Below are 19,044 nucleotides of genomic sequence, written 5' to 3'. Positions count from 1 at the left end.
GCACCGGCAACGAATTGAAACGACTGTTCAACATATTACTGTACTTGCTCCTGGCGATTTTTGCATCAGGACTGGCCGTATCCGGTGTCGTCTACTTTCTTTTGCGCGCCTCCGTCCCCGACTATGACGAGGATTTCAGTGTTGCGGGAATCGAAGGTCCAGTCGATATTCTGCGAGATGCTGCGGCCATACCGCACATTTCTGCAGACTCCGCTGCGGACGCCTATTTCGCGCTTGGTTTCGTTCACGCTCAGGACAGGCTTGGCCAGTTATTGAGGGCAAGGCGGGCAGCGCAAGCCTTGTTGCCACTTGACCAGACGATCGAAGTCGAGCCTTCGACAGCCCAAGCGCTCGACGCATATGCCGCTGGTGTCAACGCGTGGCTTGGTCTGGTATCCGAAGGCGGGCGCGGCAGAGGCTCACCCGATCTGTTGATCGCGGATGAGAGAATGATCGCTGCCTGGAGACCCGTCGATAGTCTCAGACTTGCCCAAGCGTTTCTGAACGATCTTCAACCCGAGAGACGCCAGAGTGACCTGTCCGGCTTGTCAGATCGACCTCTTTTGCCCGAGCTGTTTGTGACCTCGCCCAAGGTCAGCCTCGATGCTTGGGCGTTGCCTGGAGACAGAACAGCTTCGGGAGCACCAATTCTCGCCGCCGATATACGTGGCCCCTTATCGCTGCCTTCTGAATGGTACCTGGCGGATATTCAACTCCCGACCGGAGCCGCGATTGGGGCTACAATGCCGGGTGTGCCCTTCATTGTCGTCGGTCGCAGCGAACGCGTCGCTTGGGCGTTCCGATCTCTGTCACTGACTGCCCTTAAAGAGCCAGTGAGTCCCACCGCTGCCAAGGCCGGCAATTTTCTGATGATGCTTGACCGTCTGGCGCGGTCCGCCGATGTGAACGATGCTATGGACGCAAGCATGAACCTGGCACCAGCCGGATTGGAGATTCTTGCCATCGGCCGAGAAATCCTTGCTCGCTGGCCTGACAGGGAGGTCGAAACGCCTTTCTCGTTTCGAGACGCCCGTCTGGCAGCTCTTGATGTGCGGCAACCGATATTCTCGGTCGAGGGCGCGATTGCGGCGCAGCGCGACACGGTCAGCACTGCCGCGCGGGCGCTTCTTCCTATAATGGCAAAAGAGCTCTGGTTCGTGGGTTCCGCAGGCGCTCTCGAAGAGAACCGCGCAGATGAGTTTCGCAGCGATATTCTGGGTCAACTTGCCCAATGGAATGGCGACATGGATCGCTTTTCACCGGAACCGCTCGTGTTCTGGGCCTGGGCGCGCGCGTTGCAAAAACGGATACTTCAGGATGAATTTCCATCCGCGACAACGGTCTGGGCCAGGCCAAATGCCGATATCCTATTTGCGGTGCTTTCAGATCGCGGAGGGAGCGCAATCTGGTGCGACATCCGCCCGTCCACCCGCATCGAGACCTGCCAGGATCAGGTTCGTGCGGCCCTGGATGATGCCATCGGCTGGCTTGTCGACCGCTACGGACCCGATCCGTCAGATTGGGTCTGGGGCGAAGCACACGCTTTGAATATGGGGTGGGCGCCAATCCGATCGAGTGGGATCATCAGCGATCTGCTGTCTCTCGAAGCCCCATCTTCGGGCGATCCATACACACTGATTGCAACGCTGTTATCTTCTGACAATGACCGCCCCTTCGCGGCCAGCGCGGGCACCAATTTTCAGGCGGTCATGTCGTTTTCGGAAGAAGCCGGATCCTATTTCATCGCGCCAGCCGGTCAGTCCGGCCACCCGCTCTCACGTTTCTATGAAAACCTTTTTCTCATGTGGATGCAGGGCAAATATCTCACGATGTCCACTGATCTGTCCTTGGCCCGGGGTGGCGCTGTGGGAACATCCCGACTTTCACCGGTATCCGTCGATACGCCGACAATACAAAATGACAGGAGCCGATGATCACTTACTTCCTCCTTTTCGACCCGTTTGGGTATGCGATTTCGCCAGTGTCCCTTGTTTCCGTCAGCTTGGCCGCATGGGTCTACATGCGCGGCCTCGTGCGATCCGCTCGCATTCGCGGGACGGTGTCTATGTGGCGGCAAGCCCTGTTCCTCGCTGGCTTGACCTGCATTCTCGCGGCCACAAATGCGCCTCTGGCTTCGTTGGGGCATAGCCTCTTTTCGGTGCACCAAGTGGAGCACCTTCTCCTCCGCCTTGCAGGACCACTACTCTTCGCGGTCTCTCAGCCGTGGCGATTATTGCAAGCCGGTTTGAACAGACGGTGGCGTCGATACCTCGACGCTCTTGGAAAATCTTTTGCATTTCGGTTCTTGGCACATCCGGTAACCGCCACTGCCGCGCTCATCACGTCGCTCTTTATCTGGCAGATTCCAGTGCTTTACGGACTTGCTCAGCGCATCGCGGCGATCGAGGTGTTCGCCCATTTTGCGATGGTGCTGGCAGGGATCTGGTATTTCGGCATGCTCTTCGACCCGAGAGATCCCCCTGAGGGCGCGAGGCGCGGCGCAAGGCTGATCTCCGGTTTCGCGGTGATCGTTTCAAACATTTTTCTGGGTTCCTTGACGACACTCAAAGAGGTGAGCCTCTATGCTTCCTACCAAACGGCGGGAACCGGGTTTCTCGATCCCCTGTCCGACGAAACCATGGGTGGCTACACGATCTGGGTCCCGTCCTCGATGCTGATGATCGCCGCGATCATTCTGGTCATGAACGGGTGGAACGCGGCCGAGGTGCGTCGCTGGAATTCACGATACGAGTTGGTGCGAGGGTCAAACTCCGCGGCGCTCGAGTTTCCGGAAACGGCCGAAGAATTGCGTCTGAAAGTAGCAGAGCCAAACCGCGACATGGGCCGGACGCTCGCCATAGGTGCCTTGGTCATGTTCTTCATCGTCATGACGACGGTGGTGACAATTGTCTATGCGCTTTGAACAGAGGAGCAAATCAAAGGTTGTATCCACGTCTTTTCCCGCGATCGACATTCTCGCTGCACCGTCGTCGCAGTCAGAGATTTTGGGCACACTATCTCGGGCTGGCCAAGCTCAGAGGACACGAACGATTTTCTGCACTAAGGTTGACCATCAGAACAAATGCCAACCCACCAGCCTTTGACTGCTGACGCCGCCGCCTCCTGAGTCTTGCTTTTCTGAATTTCGCGAGAACTTGATGCTGCGCTACTTGCCGCTTTGAGATTGCAGGAGGGCGTGTTCGAAGGCCTCCAGCGTGGTCGTGCTGACGTGATGCTCGATCCCTTCCGCATCGCGTTCCGCAGTCTCTTCGTCGATTCCCAGGCTGAGGAGAAACGCGACGACGATCCTGTGTCGTCGGCGGCAGGCCTCGGCCAACTCCCGACCGGCATCCGTGAGGAATATGGCGCGGTAAGGTTCCCGCCGCACCAGGCCAGCAGCTTTGAGCCGCGAGATGTTCTTGGTCACGGTCGGCGGCTTCACTCCAAAACGTTCGGCGATTTCCACCGGCCTTGCCTCTCCGCGCGACTCGATCAGTTCGGCGATCAGTTCAACGTAATCTTCCGCCATTTCGCTCTCATGTGCCTGACGCACGGTCGCGAACCCCTCAGCCTGTGCTTCGGGAGCCCTGTCGACAGTTTCGAACGGTTCATGTTCCTGTGATTGCAGCTTTGTCATAGTTGGGACTTTGCAGGGAAACTGCAGGATTGACAACTTGTTTGCTTAGGGTAGATAAATTAGCCGTGTCTAACTTTTGAATTCGGAGACTGCGGTGATTCAGAAATTCCTTGGAGCGTTCATTGTCGCACTCGCAAGTGCGCTCGTCCTGTCCGGACCTGTCGCTGCGACGCCTGCCAAGGAGGCTCCATGGCTTCCCGAGGCGGCGGCCTACCGGCTGACTCTCTTCCTCGGAAATCTCGAACCGCTGCCTTGGGATGACGTCGGGACCGCCTGGGCCGAACCCTACCGGGGTTCGGAATTCTCTGTTGGTGCATTGGCATGGCTGGACGGCAACAGCGACATCGGACCCGCCCCCCTTCTGGACGCCATCACTCGCGAAGACCGCCAGGCGGTCTTTGCCGAGGCGACGCGGCTGATCGCGCGCCGGATCGACGAGGAACTGGACCGAGCAGTCATGGCCGACGACCCTGCACGTGCGCAGCAGGCCGTGCGGACAGCCCGAGAACTCTATCGCTCGTTCGCGGACGGTATCGCGGCTGCTGATCCCGACGCTTCGAGACGCATCGGCCTCGCCTGGCTGGAACTCAACAGCAGCACAGGTTCCGCCGGTGTTCTTGGTGCTGGTGCCACACCCGCGAGTCGCAAAACCATGGAAGCCGCGCGCGAAGTCATCTCCCTCTATCTCGCCGAGAATTACCTCGTTGACGATTTCGCGCCGCGCCGGACGCTGAGCGCGCTGCCGGAAACTGTTGTCCTGAGTGGCCGCACCATCGAGGTGCCGCCTAGCCTGCCGCCGGGGTCTGACATCTTCGATCAGGATCCGCTGCCGCGCCTCGTCCTCAATTTCGAGGAGCAGGGCATCGACGAGACCGACCTGCCATTGGTGGCCTATGGCGACATGCTATTCGACAGCGCGCAAATCTTTGGCAATCCGGCGCAGGGTCTCGGGGTCGCTTGTTCGACCTGTCACAACCGATCGGACGTTAACCAGAGGCTTTTCATTCCGGGTGCGAGCCATCAACCAGGCGCGATCGATGTCGATGGCGCCTTCTTCAACCCGATCTTCAATGACCGGCGTGATGATCCGATTGACATCCCCAGCCTCCGTGGCCTGCGCTTCACCGGGCCCTACGGCCGCGATGGCCGCTTCGCCTCCTTGCGCGATTTCACCCGCAACGTCATCGTCAACGAGTTCGGCGGCGATGAACCGACGCCCTTCATGCTGGATGCTCTGCTCGCCTACATGCTCGAATTCGACTTCCTGCCCAACTCCATGCTGACACCGGATGGTCAGCTGACCGAAGCCGCTCCCGAGGCAGCGCAGCGCGGCGAAGCGATCTTCAATACACCCTTCGCGGCGCTCGGCGACCGTTCCTGCTCCAGCTGCCACGTCCCGGACACGAACTTCCTGGACCGGCAGGCCCATGATATCGGCTCGGTTGCGTTGGCCTACGATGGCGCCCGCACCGGTGCGATGGATACACCCACGCTGCTCGGCACCGTCTACACCGCGCCCTATTTCCACGACGGGTCGCTGCCGACCCTGGCCGCTGTCGTGGACTGGTTCGACGAATCGAAGTCGCTCGGCCTGACCGGAGCGGAACGGGCCGACCTGACGGCCTATCTGGAGACCGTGGGCGCAGCGGACGAGCCCTATGAGGCATTCGACGCCGAGAACACCGCCTTCCGGCTGGCATTCTCCGAACTGACGACCTTCGCCTCGACGCTTGATACGCTGCTGCCGCAGCGGGATGCAAAACATATCCTGCTGCTGACCGACACCGTGGCCGCGGACCTTTCGGCGGACGCCAGCACAATGTCGAACCTGGCTGCGCGGCCTGAAGTCTACGCGTTGGCCCAACGTCTGGCCGAGGTTGGTGACGCCGTTCGTACTGATGACTGGGTGGCTGCCGAAACAAGCTGGACCGCGTTCAAGTCCGAAGCCGACGCAATCGAAGAGAGGGCATTCTGATGGCGATCCATATGAACCGCAGAACGATGTTGGCGCTGGCCGCTGCGGGCGCAGTATCGCTCGCAACCCCGCTGGCCGCGCAGGACACTGCGTTGCGGCTGGCTTTCATCCCGCAGGAGAACCCCGAGAAGCTCCTGGGCGACATAGAGGCCATCAGCGGCTGGCTGGCCAGTGAGATCGGCGTCCCCGTCGAAGGGTTCGTCACCATCGACCATGCGGCGGCGGTCGAGGCGCTGAGAAACGGCGACGCCGACATCTCCTTCATCGGCGCCCTGCCCTTCGTTCTGGCCGAGGCCGAGATCGGCGCGGTGCCGCTTCTCTCCGAGGTCTACCGCGACGCGCCGAGTTATACGGGACGCATTTTCGTGCGTCGCGACAGTGGCATCGGCGCGCTTGCAGACCTGCGCGGACGCGACATCGCATTCGCCGATCCGATCTCGGAATCGGGCTATCTCTACCCGCTCGCCGAATTCGTCGAGGCTCGGCTGATCGACGGCCCAGGCGCGGCGGAGGCATTCTTCGGCCGCGTCTTCTTCGCAGGCGGCTATCAGCAGGCCATGCAGGCGATGGCCGAAGGTCTGGTCGACGCTGCGGGTGCCAGCCAGTATGCCGACCTGCTCCTGACGCCGCAGCAGCAAGCACAGGTGACATGGATCGCGGAAAGCCCGCCAATCCCCAGCCATGTCGTGATCGCGCGACCCGGGTTGGATGCCGAGGTGCAAGACCGCTTCACCAACGCGATGCTGCGGCTCAACGAGCCCGAGAACCGCGACAAGCTGCGCTATCTCTACGGGCCGGACGGCTATGTCAGGGCCGACCCTGCCGCCTATGACGGCGTGCGCGACATGGCACGGCGATATGGGCTCCTGGAATGACCACCGCCATCCGGATCGACGACCTGAACTTTGCCCATCCGGGCGGGAGTGTTCCGGCGCTGGAGCGAGTCTCGCTTACGATTTCGACCGGCGAAAGCGTCGCTTTGCTCGGCCCGTCCGGGGCAGGAAAAACAACGCTGCTGGCATTGCTCGATGGCAGGCTCCACGGCTGGCGCGGGCGCGTTTCAGTCTTGGGTGCGCCGCTCGATCCAGACCAACCGCCGCCGCGCGCAAGCCGACCTGATACCGGTTTCGTATTTCAGGAATTCGCCTTGGTCGAACGCTCCACGGTTCTGCGCAACGTGCTCAACGGCCGCCTAGGCCGGATGGCGCCCCTGCGCGCCCTGCTGGGGTCGCCAAGGCCACATGATCTCGACATTGCGCGCACAGCCCTCACTGATTGCGGCATTGCCGATCTCGCCGAACGCCGGGTCGACAGTCTCAGCGGCGGCCAGCGGCAGCGCGTGGCCATTGCGCGGTGTCTCGCGCAGGAGCCACGGCTGATCCTCGCCGACGAGCCGGTGAGCAACCTCGACCCCACCCGCGCTGGGGAGGTCTTGGCGATGCTGACCGGGGCGGCGCAAGCGCGCGGCGCAACGGCGCTGTTTTCCTCGCACCAGCCCGACCTGGCGCGGCGTTTCGCGCAGCGCATCATCGGCATGCGGAACGGGCGGATCGTGTTCGATGTGCCGACATCCGAGTTGCAGGACGAGGCGACGGCGGCTCTCTACCGGGAGGCAGAGCCGATGCCCGGTTCCGGCCTCCGGGCGGTGTCCTGATGGGCCACCGCAGGTTCGGCGGCTTCGCGACCAGCACCCTGATCGCAGGCGCAATCCTCTGGTCCTTCGCCACGACCGATGTCGAGTTGTCGCGTCTCGTTTCGGCCGGTCCGCGGATCGCTGACTTTCTCGGGCGGATGTTCCCGCCCGATCCGACAGTGATGGCCGAGATCAGGAAGGGCAGCGCGGAAACGCTGAGAATAGCGATCCTCGGTTCCCTCGGCGCTGTGATCCTGTCGATCCCTCTGGCCATCCTCGCCTCCGAGACCATGGTCTCGCGCATGGTGTTCGGCCCTGTGCGCGCGCTGCTGGCCTTTATCCGGGCCGTGCCGCTGATCCTCGTGGCCATGCTTATGGTGGGCGCTGTCGGGCTCGGGCCGCTGCCCGGCATCATCGCGGTCGCCTTTCATGCAACGGGGATGCTCGCCAAGTTCTATGCCGAGGCGATCGACGGCGTGTCCCGCGCGCCGATCGCAGCACTGGAAAGCGCCGGCGCCGGACCGCTCGTGCGGCTCAGGCATGCGATCTGGCCGCAGATGGCCCCAGTCATTGCCCGCGACACGATTTTCCGGTTCGAACTGAACCTGCGCGAGTCGCTGATCCTCGGCATCGTCGGCGCGGGTGGGATCGGCTTCTACATCCAGACCTACGTGAGATCCTTCCAGTATGATAAGGCCGCCAGCGTCACGATTGCGGTCGTCGTCATGGTCATGGCCATTGAGGCGATCAACGTCGCACTGCGGCGCCGCTTCACCTGATCCTTAGGCGTAAATGTCGATCGGTGTCCCGTCCCTGACCATGGCATAGATTTCCTCGATCTGGCGGTCAGTGACGGCGATGCAGCCTGCCGTCCAGTCGCGGACATTCATTGGGTCGATCCCCTTGCGCGGTCCTCCGTGGATGAAAATGTCGCCACCGGGCGACTTTCCTTGAGCCTGCGCAAAAGCGATGTCTGCCGCGTTGGGATATGAGATGCCAATCGACAGGTGAAAGAGGCTCTCCGGGTTGCGCCGATCAATCACGTAGGAGCCCTCCGGCGTACGGCCGTCCCCCTCGAACTGCTTGTGACCTTCGGGCGCGAAGCCTAATCCGATGGGATAGGTCCGCAAGACGTCATCCACCCCGTCCAGAACCAGAAACCGCTGTGCCTTATACATGCGTAGCCGGGTCACTTCGGGTCCGTTGTAAGACCGGAACTTGCTGGCACAACCTGACAGGAAGGAGGCCAATCCGCCCATCAAAAAGGCGCGCCGTGGAAATCTGGTGTTTGTCACTGCTCGACGCCCCTTTTTGCGAGGTCTGTTGGTGCCAGAGGTTACTCTACCGAAGACGTCGGATCAATGACCGTGCGCCAGTGCTCCCTTCGCCATCTGCTCGCCCACCGGTTCACCGCCCGAAGGCCCGTCCTTGATCCGATGGCCGTTCAAAAGCCGCAGCGCATTGGCGACCACCAACAGGGAAACGCCTACATCCGCAGCGATGGCGCCCCACATCGAGGCCATCCCGAACGCGGTCAGCCCGACGAACAGCGCCTTTGTTGCCAGCGATATACCGATATTCTGGTGGATAATCGTCATTGTCCGCCGAGAGTGAGTAATCAGCCACGGCACTCGAGCCAGATCGTCGGTCATCAGTGCAATATCTGCCGTTTCGATCGCCGCATCCGATCCGACAGCCCCCATGGCAATGGCATAATGCGCGCGCGCCATTGCGGGCGCGTCGTTCACGCCGTCGCCGATCATCGCCACCATATCGTGGCATTCCACCAGTTCCTCGATGGCCTTCACCTTGTCTTCTGGCAAGAGTTCGGCGCGCACCTCGTCAATGCCGACCTCGGCCGCCACCGCACGTGCGGTGCGTTCGTTGTCGCCCGTCAACATCACGATTGTCTTCACACCCTGCGCGTGCAGACGCGCAACGATACCCTTTGCATCGGGGCGAATGCGGTCACGAAGCTCCAGCACGCCGGTCACGCCGGTCTCGTCACCCACGGCAACCAGGGTGCTGCCTGCCCCTTCGATCCGGTCCCGAAGATCCGCCGGAATGGCATTGCTGAAACCTTTCTCTTGGGCAAACCGATCTGATCCGAGCCAGATCGCGCGCCGGTCGGCGCGTCCTTCGAGCCCGCGCCCAGGCACGGTCCGCGTGTCCTCTGCGGCAGACACGGAAACACCATCGCTTTCTGCGCGCGCGAGGATGGCGCGTGCCAGCGGGTGCGAGGACCGCGCCTCCAGACTGGCTGCCAGCGTGATGATTTCGCGAGCGGAGGCTTCACCCAGCGGGTGAACCGCCGCCACCTCAGGCTCGCCCATGGTGATCGTTCCCGTCTTGTCCATCGCCAGCGCTGTGGTGCGCCCTGGCGCTTCGACATAAGCGCCGCCCTTGATGAGCACCCCTGCTCGCGCCGAAGCGGCCAGCGCTGCTACAATGGACACCGGCGTAGAAATGACCAGTGCGCAAGGACATGCGATGACAAGAAGGACCAGCGCATTGTAGAACCAATAGTCCCAGGCGCCGCCGAGCAAGAGTGGCGGCACCACCGCGATGGTGATCGCCACCGCCATCACGATGGGTGTATAAATGCGCGCGAATTTCGCCACCCATTGCTCGACCGGCGCGCGGCGGGCATGGGCATCACCGACCAGACGGATGATCTTGGCCAACACTGTGTCGGAAGCTGCCTTGGTCGCTCGTACCGTCAGTGTGCCTTCGCCGTTGATCGTGCCGGCATAGACCTCATCGCCCGGCTCCTTTGGCACGAGCGCGCTTTCTCCGGTAATGGGAGCCTGATCGACGGCTCCCGCCCCCTCCACCACTTCACCGTCGAGGGGGATGCGGTCGCCGCCGCGCACAATGAAGCGATCGTTCACGGCGACCTCTGCCGCAGGCACATCGGTTTCGCTGCCATCTGATCGGATCACCCGAGCTGTCGGCGGCGCCAGATCCAGCAAGGCCGATACCGCGTTGCGGGCCCGCCCCACACTCCAGCTCTCAAGGTAAAGCGAAAGTGAGAAGAAAAACGCAACCGTCGCGGCCTCGAAGAATTCGCCCAGCCCGATGGCACCCGCCACTGCGACCACCATCAACAAGTTCATGTCAGGGGAAAACCGTCGCGCGGAAGACCAAGCCTTGGGCGCGACCAGCCAGACCCCGAAGAGAATTGCCACCGCGAATAACCCTGCTTCCGCGAGTGGCATCGGCATTTCTCCGTGCCCTGCGAATAGCCCGAGCGCACCACCCATGCCGGTTTCGACGATGTGGTAGAGAAAACCTGCCACCCAGAAGCCGCCGCTGAGCGCGGTAAACCGCTTTTGACGTGCCAGATGCGCGGCCTGATTCTCTGCTGCGTTGTCGGCGTCCCACGGTTTTGCGCTCATGCCGGTACTCGCGACCAGTTGCGAAATCTCGTTGTCCGAAATCCCGACTGCGGTATCCAGAATTGTCATCCGCCCATTGATGACATCGAACGCCAGATGCTCAGTCCCGCCGACTTTTGGACCGACCACCCTATTCAGGATTGCCACCTCTTCGGCACAATCCAGACCGGAAACTTGAAAACTTCGCCCATTCGACGGGATGGATTGTGCCCGTCCGGTGTTGGCTCCAGCACCGCAGCACGCAGCACCACCTCCATCAGAGTGGCGAGCTACGCTCGCATGTTTGTGATCATCAACATGATCGTGACTGCAGTCAGAGCTGTGCTTGTGGTCGTGGCGGTGGCCATTGGAAGACATGGGATTGACCTCGGGATTCGTTCATTCCACATTGAGATAGCCCCTACAGTAACTAGAGCTTCAAGAGCTAAAACAAAAACTTGGTCAAGTAAGGAACCGACCTGCGGAACCTTGAAACGCGTTGCCAAGTCTGTGGACGCGGCTGACCTGCCAAAAAGTGAGATAGATATGCTTCAAAAATATGCGGTGATCATGGTTGCAACATTGGCCCTGGCTGGCTGTGCGGTACCTCCGAAGGAAGACAACGATCCATTCAGGGTCGGGAATATTCCAGAATCTGTCGCAGCCCTCGCTGCACCCGACCAGGATCTCAACACGGCACGGCTACGTCCCGAAGATAATTGCTATTGGTATGCGCATAGTGGGCCGGTGGAAACGACCTTGGTCCCGTTGCGATCGGCAGGCGGCAATCCCATCTGCGTCGCGCGCCAATCCTGATTGACGCGTCCAAGCGTCGGATTGACGGCGCGGCTTGGGTCAACTCTGCGGGGTCACGCTGTCCTCTGCCGAATATAGGAACGCCGTCGAGCCAATCTCCACATTCGGATACAGATCGTTTATGTGCGCCATCACCATCCGGACGCAACCGGAACTTGCTCGGCCGCCGATGCTTCGCGGCTGTGGTGTACCGTGGATGCGCAGATAAGTGTCTCGGTCCCCGACATAGAGATAAAGCGCCCGTGACCCGAGCGCGTTCTTAGGTCCGGGTTCCATACCGTCAGCGATGTCGGCGTAGAGCTCCGGGTCGCGGTCAATCATGTTCTGTGTTGGCTGCCAATGCGGCCACCTGACCTTGCGCTTGATCGTGTAAACGCCCGGCTCGTAAAGCGTGCCACGAGCGATCGCCACGCCGTAACGCATCGCAGTGCCGCCTTCCTCGATATGGTAAAGATAGCGCGCCACGGCATCCACATGAATGTCACCGGGCACAAGACCATCTTTTGCTACAACCCGCTGCGGCAGAAAGCGCGGGTGTAGGCCCCATGGATTCGATGTGGCCGGGTTGTATCCCGGCGGTGTAACCTGTGCATCCCACGCGGTTTTTTCCGCTTCAGTGGGCCAGGTGTCAGCCACGAGCGGACTCGAGAAAGACGCCGAGAACAATGCGGCAGTCGTTTGGATGAAATGTCGTCTTGTCAGCATCTTTCTTGTTCCTTTCACGCTATTGGCGGCGATCCAACCCACATCCCGAATTTTTTGCCGGGGAAGGAGTCAAGTTATTACAAACGACTATGCTCCATGGGGCCGACCGTTATCGATGCCTTAACTCTTAAAGTCACTAGAGGTTCAAGAAAAATATTGATCTCGCACGGGCATGTGTTTTCGCAGCTTACATATGGACAACCCTTGGCACCGTGAAGTTGTCAAGCTGTCACCGACCAAAATTAGCGCATGACCTTTCATCTACCGATAGCTCCATTCATATTTTCAGTGTCATCTTGAAGGACCTGGCATTGGAACAGTGGCAAGCACCTACCCGTCAGTGGGATCATCCGATCAGCTTCGCTGCGGCTCTAGAGAAAGGCTAAGAGCTCCCGCGGCTGACGCCATGGTCGAAAGCAAAGGACGAAAGACAAGCACATTAAGGTCGGCAACGCCGAAAACTTCGAGGCAGTGACCGGAAAAGGCGTGCGCTGAACTGTCTTGGGGCGGGCCGTCGCACTTGGAAATACCGCAATGATGCGCGACATGTCTCTCGACACATCTGAGGCGGAGGAAGCGGCAGTTGTTCTACGGGCCGAGGGTAAGACCGCTATGTTTGTGGCCATTGAAGGTAAGCTGTCCGGCATCGTCGCAGTGGCTGACCCGATCAAGGAGTCGACTGCCGAAGCCATCAAGGTGCTGTACGAGGCAGGTCTGCGGATCATTATGGCGACGGGGGACAACGAACGCACCGCCAGGGCCGTGGCGCAGCAGCTTGGAATCGACGAGGTTCGGGCCGGCGTTCTGCCGGAAGACAAGAAGGCGCAGGTGGACGAGCTGCACGCCGAAGGCAGAAAGGTCGCGATGGCGGGTGATGGTGTCAACGACGCGCCAGCCCTGGCCGCAGCGGACGTCAGCCTTGCCATGGGCACGGGCGCGGACGTGGCAGTTGAAAGTGCGGGCATCACGCTGTTGCGCGGGTATCTGAACGGCCTCGTCAAGGCGCGGACACTGGCGGTGGCCACGATCCGCAACATTCGCCAGAACCTGTTCTGGGCGTTTGCCTATAACACGCTCGGTGTTCCAATCGCGGCAGGGGTTCTCTACCCGGTCTTCGGCCTATTAATGTCACCAATGATCGCCGCCGCCGCGATGAGCCTTTCCTCAGTCTCGGTCATCGCAAACGCTCTCAGGCTGAGGCGATTGAAGCTTTAGCGGGTCCGCGTTTTGAACGTGAAGTCGGTCAATTATCCATTTCAGCAAAACGTGTATTGCTGATTTGTGAAAACTCCAACATAGCATGTTCCATGGTACGCAAAACGCGCCTTTTTCTGGTTGCTCTGTTGGTTGGCGCTGTTCTGGCGCAAATCAGTCTTGCTTCCATTTCAAGCGTGGACCCAGCACCCTCAATGGCCTTGCAGAGCGATTGCTGTCCAAATGACTGCCCGGACATGCCGGAATGCGATGCAGCTTGCATTTCGACGATGCAATGTCGGGTAGCCCCGATTGTGCTGGGGCTGGAACGAGCAACTCTAGCGAGCTTGCCGGGCCCCGGAAGCGCAGAGTTCTCACGGGCCGAGGCGGCAGCGCACCGACAACACGCGGACATTGGGCTTCAAAGACCCCCCAAGGCTTAACGGATCAGGTGCCTACCGCACCAAAAGCCACGCGCCTATGTAACGTATAGACTCAGGGTCGATACGTCGGCTGGCGTTCCCGTTGCCCGTCAAAATAGGCGTATCATGCTCCGCTATATCCCCACCTTTCTTACGACCCTCGTGGTCGCGACCCAGCTCTCCGTGCCAATGGCACAGGCGGCTACATCTGATTACAACCTTGTTCTCGTCGAAACGACTTATCCCTTCGGAGACGGCGCGGTTCTGGAGCTTCGTCTGATTGATACCCGCACCAATGCGCCCGTCGAAGGCGCCGTCATTTTTGCCACAAGGCTGGATATGGAGCCGGACGGCATGGAGACGATGACTTCGACAGTCGTGGCGCTGCCTGGCAAAGAGCCGGGTCTATATCGATTTTCCGCCGATCTGACGATGGACGGAAACTGGCGGTTTTCCGTTGCGGCCAAGGTGCAGGGCGAACCTGAAACTGTTCAGGCGCAAATCGTGCTCGAGGTGCTGCCATGAGCGTCTTTGGCAAATTAGTACTTATCGGCGTGGTTGGCGGCGCGGCTGGATGGGCGGGCCTCGCGGCAGGCGTCAAGGGTTGGACGCCTGCTATGCTGGCAAATGTGGCGCAGACGCAATTCACCGCGCTAATGGGACGGCAAGCTGAAGCAATGCCAGCCGCAACCCGAACGCCGACAGGCCCGGTCATCTACTACCGACACCCTGACGGTCTCGCCGAATGGTCCGCTACGCCGACCGAGACTGCCGATGGAAAGTCCTTTTTACCGGTCCTGGCGAGCGAAGACGTATCGTTTGATCCAGAGGCGATCACGCCCCTAGAGGCAGAGAGTGGCGAACGAACCCTACTCTACTACCGCCACCCGATGGGCCTGCCTGATACGTCGCCGGTGCCAAAGCTGGATTCCATGGGGATGGACTACCTGCCCGTCTATGCCGACGAGGTAAGCGATGCCGGATCAGTGACCGTATCGCCCGGCAAGCTGCAACGCACGGGCGTGCGTACGTCAATTGCGGTGTTTGATCCCATGGCAACAACAGTGCGTGCGCCGGGGATCGTCGCGCTGGACGACCGTAGAGTCAGCGTCATTTCATTGCGTGCGGATGCGTTCATCGAAGAAGTTGAGGATGTAACGACCGGATCAATCGTTGAAGCGGGCGAACCGCTGGCGATGCTCTATTCTCCGGATATCGTCTCTGCGGCCGCACAGTATGTTTCGGACCTGCGAACTGGTGAAGGGCGCGTGGAAGGCAGCCGTCAAAGGCTGGCAAACCTGGGTGTTCCCGTATCAGTGATCGACAAAATCGCGGCGGAAAGGCGTACGCCCGTGCAAATCAGCCTGATGGCACCGCGGTCGGGCGTGGTTCTGGAACGAATGGCCGTCGAAGGCATGATGTCCGAGGCTGGAGAAACGCTGTTTCGTATTGCCGATACATCGGTTGTCTGGGTCATGGCGGACGTGCCGGAATCTGCGCTCGCGGGTCTTTCGGATGGAAATGCTGCGACGATCACCTTCCCAGGCCTGCCGGGCGAGACCTTCAGCGGCGTTATCGATAAGATCTACCCTGAGGTCGATATGCAGACCCGGACGGCACGCGTCCGCGTCGACCTGTCCAACCCTGAGGGTCGCTTGCTTCTCAACATGTTCGCTGATGTGGCTTTGGCGACGGGCGACGGTGCGCCCGTGGTGCAGGTGCCGGAAACGGCGGTGATCGACACCGGCGACCGTCAGGTGGTGATCAGAGATCTGGGGGAGGGGAAATTCGCCCCGCAGGATGTGGTGCTGGGGCGGCAGGCAGCCGGGATGGTGGAAATCCTTGAAGGCATTGTGGAGGGCGACCGCATTGTCACCACCTCTACCTTTTTGATCGACGCGGAAAGCAACCTGAACGCAGCCCTGGCTGCGCTGACAGCCCCGGAGGCAGGCGAATGATCTCGCGTGTCATTGAATGGTCCGCCCGCAACCTTGTTCTCGTGTTCTTTGCCACGGCCCTGATCATCGCCGCAGGGGTCTGGTCACTGCGCAACTTGCCGATCGACGCTATTCCCGATTTGTCGGACGTGCAGGTGATCGTGCTGACCGATTATGCGGGCCAGGCTCCGCAGGTCGTCGAGGATCAGATCACCTATCCGCTGACTTCGGCGATGCTTACGGTGCCGCGATCCCGCGTCGTGCGCGGGTTTTCGTTCTTCGGCATTTCCTTTGTCTACATTATCTTCGAAGATGGGGTGGACCCCTACTGGGCGCGCAGCAGGGTGCTTGAATACCTGAACGCCGCAGCAGCCCGCCTGCCGGACGGCGTGACGCCCACGCTCGGTCCCGATGCGACCGGGGTAGGATGGGTTTACCAATACGCGATCACCGGGGAAAATCTGTCGCTGGCGGAATTGCGGTCGTTGCAGGATTGGGTCGTCCGCTTTGGTGCAAGCCGAGCCGAGGGCGTGTCCGAAGTGGCCAGCGTCGGCGGCTTCGTCAAGCAATACTCGGTCACTGTCGATCCGGTGCGGATGCGGGCGCAGGGGATCACGCTGTCCGACATCGGCAAAGCCATCTCCGAAAGCAACATGGACACTGGCGGGCGCACGGTGGAGCTGTCCGAGTTCGAATTCATGGTGCGCGGGCGGGGCTATCTGGCGGGAACCGAGGATATCGGCAACATCACCCTGCGCAGTATCGGCGGGGTGCCGATCAACCTGAAAGATGTCGCGCGGGTCGAAATCGTCCCCAATGAACGCCGCGGCATCGCCGAGTTGAACGGTGAGGGCGAGGTTGCCAGTGGCATCGTGCTGCAACGGGTGGGTGCCAATGCACTGGATGTGATCGAAAACGCCAAAGCGGAACTGGACGTGGTTGCTCAAAGTCTGCCGGACGGCGTCGACATCGTGCCAGTCTATGACCGCTCCAACCTGATCCTGTCGGCAATCGAGACGCTGAAAACGACGCTTCTCGAAGAAAGTCTTGTTGTGGCCGGGGTCACGATCATTTTTCTGCTGCACGTTCGCTCTGCTCTTGTGGCTATCATCATGCTGCCGGTGGGGCTGCTGATGGCGTTCACCGCGATGAAATTCCTCGGGATTGGGGCCAATATCATGAGCCTCGGCGGCATTGCCATCGCCATCGGCGCGATGATCGACGCCGCCATCGTGATGATCGAGAACGCGCACAAGCATCTGGAACGTGCTGTCCCCGACAAGCCCCGAATCGAGGTGCTGGTCGAAGCCGCAAGCGAGGTCGGCCCGGCGCTGTTCTTCAGCCTGCTGATCATCACCGTATCGTTCTTGCCGATCTTTACACTGGAAGGACAGGAGGGGCGCATGTTCGGCCCGCTGGCCTATACCAAGACGTTTTCGATGGCGGCGGCGGCGTTCCTGTCGGTGACGCTGGTGCCTGCGCTGATGGTGGTCTTCGTGCGCGGCCGGATCATCCCTGAACACAGGAATCCAGTGAATCGGGCACTCATCGCCGTTTACCGCCCAATCATCCGCGCCGTGCTGAAGGCCAAAAGTCTCACGATCATCGTGGCTCTCGCCGCACTGGTGGTTACGATCTGGCCCGCGCGGCAGTTGGGGTCAGAGTTCATGCCCGTCCTGAACGAGGGCACGCTGATGTATATGCCGACCACTTTGCCCGGTCTGTCAGTCACCAAGGCCGCAGAGTTGATGCAAATGCAAGACCGCATCATCAAGACCTTTCCCGAGGTCCTGACCGTCTTCGGCAAGGCGGGCCGCGCCCTGACCGCGACCGATCCCGCGCCGACCGAGATGTTTGAGACGATCATCCAGTTGCGCCCCGAAGCGGAATGGCGACTAGGTGTCACCACCGAAAGCCTGCGGCAGGAAATGGACGCCGCGCTGCAATTCCCCGGCGTTTCCAACGCCTGGACCATGCCGATCCGGGCGCGCATCGACATGTTGTCCACCGGCATCCGCACGCCTGTGGGGATCAAGGTCTACGGCACCAGCCTGACCGAGATGGAAAAGGTCGCCCGTGAGGTCGAAGCCGTGGTACGAACGGTGCCCGGAACGACTAGCGCCTATGCCGAACGGGTGATCGGCGGCTATTACCTCGACATCACCCCGGACCGTACAGCGCTTGGCCGCTACGGTCTGTCGGTGCAGGATGTGCAAGAGGTAATCGGCATGGCGTTGGGGGCCAAGGCCATCACGCAGACCGTCGAGGGGCGCGAGCGCTACGACGTCGCAGTGCGCTATCCGGCGACACTGCGGTCTGATCCGGAGGCGATTGGACGCGAGGTTCAAGTTGCACTGCCGGGCGGTGGCACCATTCCGCTGGCGGACGTGGCCACCATTGAACGCACCCGCGGAGCTACGTCGATCCGCACCGAGAACGGACAGCTTGCCGTGTATATCTTTGTCGATATCGTCGGACGCGATCTTGGCGGCTATGTGGCCGAAGCTCAGGCGGCGGTCGCGGCCTCCGTCACTCTGCCACCCGGCTATTCTTTGGGCTGGAGCGGTCAGTTCGAATACCTTGAACGCGCGAAACAGCGGCTGGCCACTGTTGTGCCGCTGACGCTGGCGTTAATCTTTCTGCTACTTTACCTCAACTTCCGCCGCCTGACGGAAACCTTGATCGTGATGCTGTCGCTGCCTTTCGCTCTGGTCGGTGGCATCTGGCTTATGTGGTTCATGGGGTTCAACATGTCGGTCGCGGTGGCCGTCGGGTTTATCGCGCTGGCCGGGGTGGCGGCTGAAACCGGAGTGATCATGTTGATCTATCTCGATCAGGCGTTGAAAGAAGCGCGTGCCCGCGCGGGCGACAGGGACCTGACCCGCGACGAGCTCTACGCCGCGATCATGGTGGGTGCAGTCGACCGGGTGCGCCCCAAGATGATGACAGTTGTCGCAATCATGGCCGGCCTGATGCCGATCCTTTGGGCGCATGGCACCGGGTCCGAGATCATGCAGCGCATCGCAGTACCCATGATCGGGGGAATGGTGTCGTCAACCTTGCTGACCCTGATCGTCATTCCCGCGGTTTATGCCATCATCAAAGGTTGGAGCCTGAAAAAAACTGTCGCCGCGGATCATCTACCCACCGAGCGTGATACAGACCAAGTATAGTGTATTTTTTTTTCTCTCAGAATTGGGCAAAACTAGAGGTCCTCCGCAGAAGTGGTCCAACAACTGTAATAGTATGATCCCGTTCCAGAAGGACCAGACATGGCTGGAAGGAGAGGTAAACCCGAAGACACTGTCCTGAAGCTTCTGCAGGTTGAAGTGATGCCGTGGCAAGGCA

The 19,044-nt window shown here is 60.6% G+C and carries 14 protein-coding genes and 1 pseudogene; 11 read left to right on the top strand and 4 right to left on the bottom strand.

Features of this window, described 5'->3' with window-relative positions:
- Positions 1 to 14 precede the first annotated feature (14 nt).
- On the top strand, positions 15 to 1,934 hold the full coding sequence (locus K7H22_RS17300; protein ID WP_274560848.1) for a penicillin acylase family protein: 1,920 nt from the start codon (positions 15 to 17) through the stop codon (positions 1,932 to 1,934).
- Entirely contained in the window at positions 1,931 to 2,923 is a 993-nt protein-coding gene (locus tag K7H22_RS17295; protein ID WP_040652273.1) for a cytochrome c oxidase assembly protein, read from the top strand. Before K7H22_RS17300 ends, K7H22_RS17295 begins: the two co-directional genes overlap by 4 nt.
- Positions 2,924 to 3,166: 243 nt before the next feature.
- Here K7H22_RS17295 and mntR read toward each other — a convergent pair whose 3' ends face one another.
- A complete protein-coding gene (gene mntR / locus K7H22_RS17290) occupies positions 3,167 to 3,637 on the bottom strand; it encodes a manganese-binding transcriptional regulator MntR (RefSeq protein ID WP_009820125.1) in 471 nt (156 codons plus the stop codon).
- Positions 3,638 to 3,731: 94 nt separating this feature from the next.
- Between mntR and K7H22_RS17285 the strand changes: the two genes are divergently transcribed.
- From K7H22_RS17285 to phnE, 4 genes are read left to right on the top strand one after another with little or no spacing between them, the layout of a single operon-like run.
- On the top strand, positions 3,732 to 5,612 hold the full coding sequence (locus K7H22_RS17285; RefSeq protein ID WP_045685208.1) for a cytochrome c peroxidase: 1,881 nt from the start codon (positions 3,732 to 3,734) through the stop codon (positions 5,610 to 5,612).
- A gap of 11 nt (positions 5,613 to 5,623) precedes the next feature.
- Positions 5,624 to 6,487: a phosphate/phosphite/phosphonate ABC transporter substrate-binding protein gene (locus K7H22_RS17280; RefSeq protein WP_230802116.1), complete on the top strand. Its 864-nt coding sequence runs from the start codon at positions 5,624 to 5,626 to the stop codon at positions 6,485 to 6,487.
- Positions 6,484 to 7,266, top strand: coding sequence for a phosphonate ABC transporter ATP-binding protein (locus K7H22_RS17275; RefSeq protein WP_045685196.1), 783 nt, complete (start codon positions 6,484 to 6,486; stop codon positions 7,264 to 7,266). The genes K7H22_RS17280 and K7H22_RS17275 overlap by 4 nt, the downstream gene beginning before the upstream one ends.
- Complete coding sequence (gene phnE / locus K7H22_RS17270) at positions 7,266 to 8,024, top strand: phosphonate ABC transporter, permease protein PhnE (protein WP_009820129.1); 759 nt, start codon at positions 7,266 to 7,268, stop codon at positions 8,022 to 8,024. The genes K7H22_RS17275 and phnE overlap by 1 nt, the downstream gene beginning before the upstream one ends.
- Positions 8,025 to 8,027: 3 nt before the next feature.
- Here the strand turns inward: phnE and K7H22_RS17265 are convergent, their stop codons facing one another.
- Positions 8,028 to 8,504 (bottom strand): L,D-transpeptidase family protein, encoded by a 477-nt coding sequence (locus K7H22_RS17265; protein ID WP_043872282.1) that lies wholly within the window; start codon positions 8,502 to 8,504, stop codon positions 8,028 to 8,030.
- A 99-nt stretch (positions 8,505 to 8,603) separates the two neighbouring features.
- The gene (locus K7H22_RS17260; protein ID WP_043872283.1) at positions 8,604 to 10,790 is read right to left on the bottom strand and encodes a heavy metal translocating P-type ATPase; all 2,187 of its coding nucleotides are present in this window, start codon (positions 10,788 to 10,790) and stop codon (positions 8,604 to 8,606) included.
- 378 nt (positions 10,791 to 11,168) lie between these two features.
- Here K7H22_RS17260 and K7H22_RS17255 point away from each other — a divergent pair, with 378 nt between their 5' ends.
- A complete protein-coding gene (locus K7H22_RS17255) occupies positions 11,169 to 11,438 on the top strand; it encodes a hypothetical protein (protein ID WP_050686128.1) in 270 nt (89 codons plus the stop codon).
- A gap of 39 nt (positions 11,439 to 11,477) precedes the next feature.
- Here the strand turns inward: K7H22_RS17255 and K7H22_RS17250 are convergent, their stop codons facing one another.
- Positions 11,478 to 12,143: a L,D-transpeptidase gene (locus K7H22_RS17250; protein ID WP_230802115.1), complete on the bottom strand. Its 666-nt coding sequence runs from the start codon at positions 12,141 to 12,143 to the stop codon at positions 11,478 to 11,480.
- 353 nt (positions 12,144 to 12,496) lie between these two features.
- Here K7H22_RS17250 and K7H22_RS17245 point away from each other — a divergent pair.
- From K7H22_RS17245 to K7H22_RS17230, 4 genes and pseudogenes are all read left to right on the top strand, one after another.
- Positions 12,497 to 13,358, top strand: a pseudogene (locus tag K7H22_RS17245) (HAD-IC family P-type ATPase); the annotation flags it as partial.
- Positions 13,359 to 13,885: 527 nt separating this feature from the next.
- Positions 13,886 to 14,284 (top strand): FixH family protein, encoded by a 399-nt coding sequence (locus K7H22_RS17240; RefSeq protein ID WP_230802113.1) that lies wholly within the window; start codon positions 13,886 to 13,888, stop codon positions 14,282 to 14,284.
- Positions 14,281 to 15,717 carry an efflux RND transporter periplasmic adaptor subunit gene (locus K7H22_RS17235; protein ID WP_230802112.1) on the top strand — a complete coding sequence of 479 codons (1,437 nt, stop codon included), beginning with the start codon at positions 14,281 to 14,283 and terminating at the stop codon, positions 15,715 to 15,717. The genes K7H22_RS17240 and K7H22_RS17235 overlap by 4 nt, the downstream gene beginning before the upstream one ends.
- Complete coding sequence (locus K7H22_RS17230; RefSeq protein ID WP_230802111.1) at positions 15,714 to 18,869, top strand: efflux RND transporter permease subunit; 3,156 nt, start codon at positions 15,714 to 15,716, stop codon at positions 18,867 to 18,869. The genes K7H22_RS17235 and K7H22_RS17230 overlap by 4 nt, the downstream gene beginning before the upstream one ends.
- Positions 18,870 to 19,044 lie beyond the last annotated feature (175 nt).

Source organism: Seohaeicola saemankumensis (assembly GCF_021021435.1).
GTDB lineage: Bacteria > Pseudomonadota > Alphaproteobacteria > Rhodobacterales > Rhodobacteraceae > Seohaeicola.
This window is presented reverse-complemented; position numbering and strand designations above follow the sequence as displayed.